Source organism: Actinomadura nitritigenes, from assembly GCF_017573545.1.
GTDB classification, from domain to species: Bacteria; Actinomycetota; Actinomycetes; order Streptosporangiales; family Streptosporangiaceae; genus Spirillospora; species Spirillospora nitritigenes.
Genome location: NZ_JAGEOK010000079.1, coordinates 1 through 7,458 on the forward strand (window position 1 = coordinate 1; position 7,458 = coordinate 7,458).

General features: G+C 68.7%; 8 protein-coding genes and 3 pseudogenes. 9 read left to right on the forward strand and 2 right to left on the reverse strand.

The features are described 5' to 3' along the window. Nucleotides 1-339: 339 nt before the first annotated feature. On the reverse strand, nt 340-996 hold the full coding sequence (locus J4557_RS48655) for a hypothetical protein (protein WP_208274725.1): 657 nt from the start codon (nt 994-996) through the stop codon (nt 340-342). Nucleotides 997-1,119: 123 nt separating this feature from the next. Between J4557_RS48655 and J4557_RS48660 the strand changes: the two genes are divergently transcribed. The 3 genes and pseudogenes from J4557_RS48660 to J4557_RS48665 form a co-directional block, all read left to right on the forward strand. Beyond that, nucleotides 1,120-1,326, forward strand: a complete 207-nt coding sequence (locus J4557_RS48660) for a sigma factor-like helix-turn-helix DNA-binding protein (protein WP_372442614.1) — start codon at nt 1,120-1,122, stop codon at nt 1,324-1,326. Next, the gene (locus J4557_RS52475; protein WP_372442612.1) at nt 1,323-1,655 is read left to right on the forward strand and encodes an RskA family anti-sigma factor; all 333 of its coding nucleotides are present in this window, start codon (nt 1,323-1,325) and stop codon (nt 1,653-1,655) included. Before J4557_RS48660 ends, J4557_RS52475 begins: the two co-directional genes overlap by 4 nt. A 157-nt stretch (nt 1,656-1,812) precedes the next feature. Continuing rightward, nucleotides 1,813-2,301 (forward strand): annotated as a pseudogene (locus J4557_RS48665) (IS110 family transposase); the annotation flags it as partial. Nucleotides 2,302-2,390: 89 nt separating this feature from the next. Here the strand turns inward: J4557_RS48665 and J4557_RS48670 are convergent. Beyond that, nucleotides 2,391-3,156: pseudogene (locus tag J4557_RS48670) on the reverse strand (transposase). 44 nt (nt 3,157-3,200) lie between these two features. Between J4557_RS48670 and J4557_RS48675 the strand changes: the two are divergent. The 6 genes and pseudogenes from J4557_RS48675 to J4557_RS48700 all read left to right on the forward strand — a co-directional run. Beyond that, nucleotides 3,201-3,899: pseudogene (locus J4557_RS48675) on the forward strand (transposase); the annotation flags it as partial. Nucleotides 3,900-4,268: 369 nt separating this feature from the next. Further along, nucleotides 4,269-4,493, forward strand: a complete 225-nt coding sequence (locus J4557_RS48680; protein WP_208274728.1) for a hypothetical protein — start codon at nt 4,269-4,271, stop codon at nt 4,491-4,493. A gap of 202 nt (nt 4,494-4,695) precedes the next feature. Further along, nucleotides 4,696-5,637 (forward strand): DUF6924 domain-containing protein, encoded by a 942-nt coding sequence (locus tag J4557_RS48685; RefSeq protein ID WP_372442613.1) that lies wholly within the window; start codon nt 4,696-4,698, stop codon nt 5,635-5,637. A 647-nt stretch (nt 5,638-6,284) separates the two neighbouring features. Next, nucleotides 6,285-6,482: a hypothetical protein gene (locus J4557_RS48690; RefSeq protein WP_208274730.1), complete on the forward strand. Its 198-nt coding sequence runs from the start codon at nt 6,285-6,287 to the stop codon at nt 6,480-6,482. A 521-nt stretch (nt 6,483-7,003) separates the two neighbouring features. Beyond that, a complete protein-coding gene (locus tag J4557_RS48695; RefSeq protein ID WP_208274731.1) occupies nt 7,004-7,180 on the forward strand; it encodes a hypothetical protein in 177 nt (58 codons plus the stop codon). Between the two features lie 88 nt (nt 7,181-7,268). Next, on the forward strand, nt 7,269-7,458 hold a 190-nt coding region (locus J4557_RS48700), incomplete at its 3' end, for a hypothetical protein (RefSeq protein WP_208274732.1).

A 7,458-nucleotide genomic window follows, 5' to 3' on the forward strand; every position in this document is an offset into this window, starting at 1 on the left:
CAGCCGGGTGCGGACGAGCCCGCGGGCGCGGCGGACGGCGGCGGGGTCGGCCGGCAGCGTCCAGGAGACGAACCGGTCCTCGGGGATGCGGCGCAGCCGGGCGATGAGGACGGCGATGTCGTCGCGATGCTGGTGATGTGCAGGCCGTCCGCGAACGCCGCCTGCGCCTGCCGCATGACCTGCAGGCCCCGGCGCGGTTCACCTGGCGCCACGCCATCCCGGCGCGCAAGACCGACCCCGGCCCTGCCGGACGGGTGCCCCGCGGCCGACGAGTGTCCGTGACCCTGCGAACCGTCCGCTAGAGGGATCGCCGTCCTGCCGGACGAATGCCAGTTCCGGTCAATGAGCCGGGTTCTCGCTGAGAACGTGCAACGCGTCGAGGGCTCCGCCGGTGTCGTATCGGTAGCCCGTGATGCCGGCGAAGACCTCGATAATCGGCGCCTCGTTTCCTCCGGATACCGCACGGGCCGTTCGTACCGGGACGTTCAGCATGGAGGCCTGCCGCCCCGGCAGGGTGTCCGGGTCGAATTCGAACACCTCCCACTCCTCGGGCGGCGGGGCGAGGCAGAATTCGAGATAGTCCGCCGCCTTGGCGCCCTCGCTCTCGATTTCCACGAGTTCAGCGAAGGGCGGCGGCGGCTCCCCGATGGTGTAGAGCAGACCGCCTTCGTCCTCCACCGCCGCTTTCCATGTCATCCCGCCGTCAGTCCAGCAGGCGGCGCTGAAGCCCATCGACGTCTCCATGACCTCGAAGGTGAGGAGCCGCGTGCCGGTGCTGAGGCTGCGCAATCCGTCCTCGTCGTTGTGCAGCGTGCGCTTCTGGTCGACGATGAAGGTCCAGCCGTCGATCGGCGGGCTGACGCACCAGCCCGGTGTCCGGCTGGAGGTGGCGGTGTCGTGATCGGTCGTCCGGCCGCCGGCCCGCCTGCCCAACCGCGAGGCGACCTCGTCGACCGGCAGGTTCTCGACCGCGATGACCGAATGGTTGAATCCCATGACCGCCCTTCCTCGTGAACGACCACCGGAGCCTATTGCCGGGCTTTCCCCACGTCGAACCCCGCACCCGGAATCAAGGCGGCGAGATCGAACGGACGCCGTCCCGGCCGCGTTGGACCATGCATTTCATCGTGCACAGGTCCTCGGCAGGTACGCCGCTGCATGCGCGGCCTTACCGCGACGCGGCGCGAGTCGATCACCCTCGCCTACTACGGCGGCCACACCTACCGCGAGGTCGCCGAACCGCTCGGCATCGGCCTGGCCGCCGTCAAGACCCGGATGCGCGACGGACTTATCCGGCTGCGCGACTACCTGGGAGTGCAGCCATGACCCACGACCCGCACGACCTTGCCGCCCCCTACGCCCTGGACGCCCTCACCAACACCGAGCGGCGCCTCTTCGAGCGCCACCTGTCGAGCTGCACCACCTGCACCGAACAGACCACCGGGATCCGCGAGACCGCGACCCGCCCTGGCGCTCCCCGCCACCCGCAAACCGCCGCCCGACCTGCACCGGCGGGTGATGGCGCGGATCGCCCGAGCCCGGCAGTGTCCCCCGCCGCTCAGACATCGCCCCGTTACCGTTTTCACGTCCCCGCCCATGGTGGGGAGCCAGGTCACCCGGCCCGGCATGACTCAAGCCCCCTGTCGCACGAATGATCCGGGGGGGTGTTGTCACCGGGCCCGGGTGGCGTCGGTGGACCGCTCATAGGGACAAGGCACCTTCCGTGACGAAGTCATCGTCTCGCCATAACGTGGATGCCGGCAGCCGTCGCCAGGACTTGTGACCAGGCCGAACCTCCCGATCGAGGTAGACGTGAGCGTCGAGTACGCGGTGTTCCTGGGGTTGGACGTCGGCAAGGGCGAGCACCACGCCTGCGCCCTGGCCCCCTCTGGTTAGAAGCTGCACGGCAAACCCCTGCCCAACGACGAACAGCGGCTGCGTGCCCTGTTCACCCAGCTCAGCCGGCACGGCCGGGTGCTGGTGGTGGTCGACCAGCCCGCCTCGATCGGGGCGCTGCCCGTCGCCGTCGCGCGCGACGAGGGCTGCCAGGTCGCCTACCTGCCCGACCTGACCATGCGTCGCCTGGCCGACCTGCACCCCGGCAACGCCAAGACCGACGCCCGCGATGCCTACATCATCGCCGACGCCGCCCGCACCCTCCCGCACTCCCTGCGCCGCGTCGACACCGGCCAGGAAGCCCTGGCTGAACTGGAGGTCCTCGTCGGGTTCGACGAAGACCTGGCGGGCGAGTCGACCCGGCTGATCAACCGGATCCGCGGGCTGCTGGTCACCATTCACCCCTGCCCTGGAGAAGGCCCTAAAGGCTGTCCCGTAATGGTCGAGAAGCGCGGCCAGGCGTGCTGCCGGTGATCTGGCGTCCTCCGGGCCGGTCAGCTGGCTATCGCCAGGTTGTGCATGAGGGCGATGCCATGGGCGGCGTGCTGGACGCAGTCGCGTTTGCGGCGGCAGTTGCGCAGAATGTTCCACCACTTCATGTGCGCGCAGACGTGCTCGACGCGGGCGCGCACCCGTTTGTGGACGGTGTTGAGTTCGTGCTGCCAGGCGGGCAACTCGCTGCCGTCGCGTGGCCGCCGGTAGGGCATGATGACCTGCCGGTTTCCTTGGTAGCCGCCGTCGGCCATCACGTGCGCACCCCAGCACGCGGTATCGGCACCCGAATCGCGGAAGGCGGTGCAGTCGTTGTGATTGCCCTGCACCGGACGTCCGACCGCGACCACCAGCCGGGTGTTGGCGTCGATGACCACCTGCATGTTCACCGAGTACCGGTAGTTCTTGGACGAGGCGGTGACCGTCCGGTTGTGGACGGGGACGAGTGTGCCGTCCACGATCAGGACCGTGCCGGCGGGCGACCGGGGCCAGGGCGAGCAGCGGCGCCAGGTGGTCCACAACACGGTGCGCGGCGGACTTGGACACCCCGAACAGCAACGCGACCTGCCGCGGCGTGAGGTTGGTCCGGTAGTACACCGCGATCAGCAGCACCCGGTCGGCCAACGGCAGACTCCAGCGTCGCCCGGTCCCGGTCTGCTCACCGCCCCGACCTGCAACGATCCGCACCAGGCGTCGGAACTGCCGCACCGACAGGCCGGTGAACACCGGCACCCACTCGTCCCGATCGGCCCTGATCACCCGCTCCACACCAAGATCAACGATCTTGATCGCCCGGCGTTACGGGACAGCCTTTAGGGCCACGACTGCACCACCCCGCCGCCCTGGAACTGCTGATCACCTACGGCGGCCCGGACCAATTGCGCGCCGCCACCACCGACGAGCTGCTGGCCACCACCCGGCCGCTGGCCCCGCGCATGGCCGGGCGCCTGGTCGAGGCGGTCAAGGCCGCCCTGGACGCCCAGACCGTCGTCGTTCCCGGCACCACCGCGGCCGCGACCGTCCTGCCGCACCTGGCCCGATCCCTGCGATCTGTCCACCACCAGCGCGACCAGGTCGCCGTACAGGTAGAGGAGATCCTCCTCGATGCCCACCCTCTCGCCAGGGTCCTGACCTCGATGACCGGTATCGGGATCAGGACCAGCGCACGAATCCTGCTGGAGATCGGCGACATCGCGGCGTTCGTGACCGCCGGGCGCCTGGCCGCCTACGCCGGCCTCGCACCCGTCACCCGCCGCTCCGGATCATCCATCAAGGGCGAACACTCGCCAAGGGCGGCAACAAGGCCCTCAAACGCGCGATGTTCCTGGCCGCGTTCGCCTCCCTCTCCGACCCGCACAGCAGGACCTACTACGACCGCAAGAGAGCCGAGGGCAAAACACAGCGCCGCCCTCATCTGCCTGGCCCGCCGCCGCTCAGACGTCATCTACGGCATGCTCCGCGACAAACAGCCCTACCAACCCGACCGAACACCCTCGGCGCAGGCCGCCTGACCGGGTGCTCGAAGATCGGGTACTCGCTGATGACGGGACAATCAATGGCATGTGGTCGGTCGTCGATGACAGTGAACGCCAGCAGTGGGACTACCTCCCCCAGCAAGGCGTGGGCCCGCTGCGGTTCGGCATGAGCCTCCAAGACGCCCTGGCCGTGCGTCAGCAGCAGGGATTCACCGGATCCTCCTCTGCGCAGCAGCCTAACCACGGCGCCTTGACCCACCGAGCTGAGTTCCGCCCCGCTGCGTCTCCCCCTATCTGACAGCAGTCACGCTCTACTTCCGAGAGCTTCAAGGACTGGCCTGCGTTGCCGTCGACGCTCTATGCGGTCCCCAGGTCACCCTGGACGGGACACGACTGGTCGGCCGCGTGCCCTCTGAACTCCTGGAGGAGTTCTTCGACTACGTGAGCAGGCAGGCGATGACCCGCCAGATCTCTGTGGAGGGCGACGCCGCCTCAGACGAACTCGGAATCATGATCCGAGCCCAACGAGCAGGGGACATCCTCCTCACCCGCCCATTCTTCGCCCACCCCGAAGGCTGGGCCTACACCGTCCACGACTGCGTGCCCACGTCCGAATGGGACGTTCACTGACCCACTACCAGCACCCATCGGGTTGACGAATCCCATAGGGACACCCCCCGTTGACACGCCTCGAGGGAGCGGTTGCGAACTACCAGGACTGGGGCGCCCGGCCCGCCGCCGGCCGCGACGACCTTGAGGGCAAAGTGTCCTACCGATGCACCATCATGGCCGGAAACCGTCACCACGACAGCGGCTTTTCCGGAGGAGAACCATGGCCTTTCCCACCCTTCCCCAGCCCGCGCCCGGCGAAGTGCTTTTGGTGTCCACCTGCTTTAGGGACGGCGCTCCATTATGGGGCGGGCTGCTCAATGAGATCCGAGGTCGCCGGGAGGGTGATGTGCTCGTCGTGGACGGCGATGTACGGCTCCGCCTGGTCGAAGGCCCCGCCTGGAATTCCTTGCACGGCGGGAACGTACCGGCGGTCGTCCCTGGCGGCGGCCCGGCGCAGCAGGTCGCCGTCCTGGCGGACATCTCGGTGGCCTACGGTGGGGACGGGCCGCTGCTGATCGACCTGGCCGACGCGCCCGGACGCGGCGTCCGGGTCCCGCCAGCCCGGCTCGGCGAGGTCCTGACGGCCGTGACGAGCGGCGCCCTCACGTTCGACCATCTCGTGCGCGAAATGGACGTGTTCGGGATGTACCAGGGGGACGGAGGCCGGCCGGCCTTCCCCGCGCCGACGGCGCCCCCGCGCCGGGCCTTCCCGGCGCTGCCCGCCACCGACGCCGCCCTGCTGGTCCGCACCTGCTTCGACGACGAGGACGGCTGGCGCGCCCTGCTCGCCGACCTGGACGAGGTCGACGAGCAGGGCTGGGTAGGCGCGGACCTGGACCCGGACGAGATCGACGTCGAGAACTACCCGCTGACGGCGCGGGTCGTCGACGACCGGGCCTTCGAGGACCTCCAACCGGGCCAGGTCCCCGCGCTGGTCCCGCCGGAGGAGCACACCACCCTGGTCGCGCTCGCCGACGCCAAGACCTTCGCCGAGGCGGGCCGCCCGCTGACGGTCGTCGACCTCTACGACACCCCTGGGCAGCCTGCCGTCCTTCCCTGCGACAGGGTCGGATCGCTGGCGTGCAATTTGGAGATCGCGAACATGGACTTCCACGAATTCGTCGCTCAGAAGGACATCGAACCGTGGTGGGAGGCTTCCTGAAGCCGGCACCGCCGCCCGCCGCAGAGGCGCCCGGCGGCCGGCGGCGTTCGAGGCGACGGCGACGGTCAAGCGTTGGGAGTTGCCGTCGCTGACGGCGACGGAGACGTCCGGCTGCCCGTCGGGACAGACGTCGTCGCAGGGGAAGGCGTATCAGCTCGTTGTCGGCTCGGCGGTTCCGAACCGCATCGGCACGCGGCGGCACCGTGCGGGCCGAAAATTGGGCTCGATGTGGACGGATCGGCACAGGTCGACACTGAACAGGCCGCTCCGCCACGACAGTTCCGGACTTTTAATCCGCAGGGTGTCGAGCTGCTAAGACCCGCCTACCGACATTCAAGTTCATCCAGGTGAGAGGCGGCCTTCTCCGGCGGTCCACTCCATCGACACGAACCAAGCGCGACTGACGCTGCAGCGGCCTCCTCCGCCGAATGTGATCTTGTTCGTCGTTGAGCACCTCCAACCTTGCGGACAGCAGCAGGGGGACCCAATTGGGGAGCCACCCTAGGTGGACTCCCCCTGACCCCACCGCGACTCCCCTGGGGTGCTTTCGCAGGTGAGAGGCTCCTCGATCGACTTCCATCGACCTTGATCGACTGTTCTTCTGCGCCTGGGCTGAAACCTCCGGTTACGGCCAGATCCGGGCGGGCGTGCAGGTGAACGCCGTCGCGGTTCCGTGGCGTCTGATTGTTGTGAATCGAATGACGCGTCTTCGCCGGCAGGGGCAGTACGAAGTCACGCGGCCGGTCGTGCGCGGCGCGGGAACGGTGCTGCTCCGGCTCAGCTTGGTCGGGCTCGCGGCGGCATACGCGGCCGCGTTGTGGCGGATGCCCGACTGGATGCACTAGCACGACCCCAAGGACCGCCAGAACGCCCGGCTGCTGGTGGTCTCGGCCGGCGGCGCCGTCGTGGTGGCGGTGTCGCTGCTGTACACCGCCCGCTCCTACCGGCTCAGCCACCACGGGCAGGTCACCGACCGGTTCACCAAAGCTCTGGAACGGCTCAACTCCTCCGACATCGACGCCCGGCTTGGCGCCATCCACGCCCTGGCCCACGTCGCCAATGACTCCCGCCCGCATCATGACGACGTCGTGGAAGTCTTCCTGCGTCGCCGCTCCTCTGGAGCCCGCCATGACGCGGGGCCAACTCTGGCCGCACGTCCTCGTCTGCCTGAGCGACCTGACTCCGACATTCAGGCCGCGCTTACCGCGCTCGGGAGGCGGCCCAACCGTCCAGAGCGCCGCTCATGGGCAGGTCAACACCTTGCGCGCCGACTCGCCGGGCTCGAAGGCATCGCGGCCCGACCCCTTCACCGGAAGCGGGCCGTGGGTATTCCTGCCAGGTGTGTACGCCGGACTGGCGGGGCGGTTTGGAACTGGTGGTCACCCGCAGGCCAAACACCGACCCCGACCGCACCGGCGGACTCGCCCGCCGCTGGCTGGCCGAGGTCACCGCTGAGCGGCCCGGCCTGGAACGCCGCGCCGTCACCGCCACCCGCCTCGCCGGTGTCCGAATCGATCACGGCGAGGAAACATCAATAGACTGACCTGCTGAACCGCCCTCCAGCGGATTGAGTGGTGAAACGACTGATGCGAGCTGAGTCCAACACCCCTCATCGAGAAAGGAAGACGCAGATGCGACTACGCAAAGCAGCCGTGAGTGCCGGGCTCACCATCCTGGCGGTCAGCGGACTGAGTACAACCGCCCAGGCGGCCGCCCCGCAGATCGGCGGCTCATCGAAATTTGGGCCGGGTCCAGGGTGGACGCTGGTCGATAACTATGCGAGCCGTTTCGAGTGCGTGGATGCGGGCCAGCAGTACGAAC

Coding starts and splice junctions, on each gene's coding strand:
- J4557_RS48685 (WP_372442613.1), top strand. CDS start 4,696: ATGGCCTTTCCCACCCTTCCCCAGCCCGCGCCCGGCGAAGTGCTTTTG.
- J4557_RS52475 (WP_372442612.1), top strand. CDS start 1,323: ATGACCCACGACCCGCACGACCTTGCCGCCCCCTACGCCCTGGACGCC.
- J4557_RS48655 (WP_208274725.1), bottom strand. CDS start 996: ATGGGATTCAACCATTCGGTCATCGCGGTCGAGAACCTGCCGGTCGAC.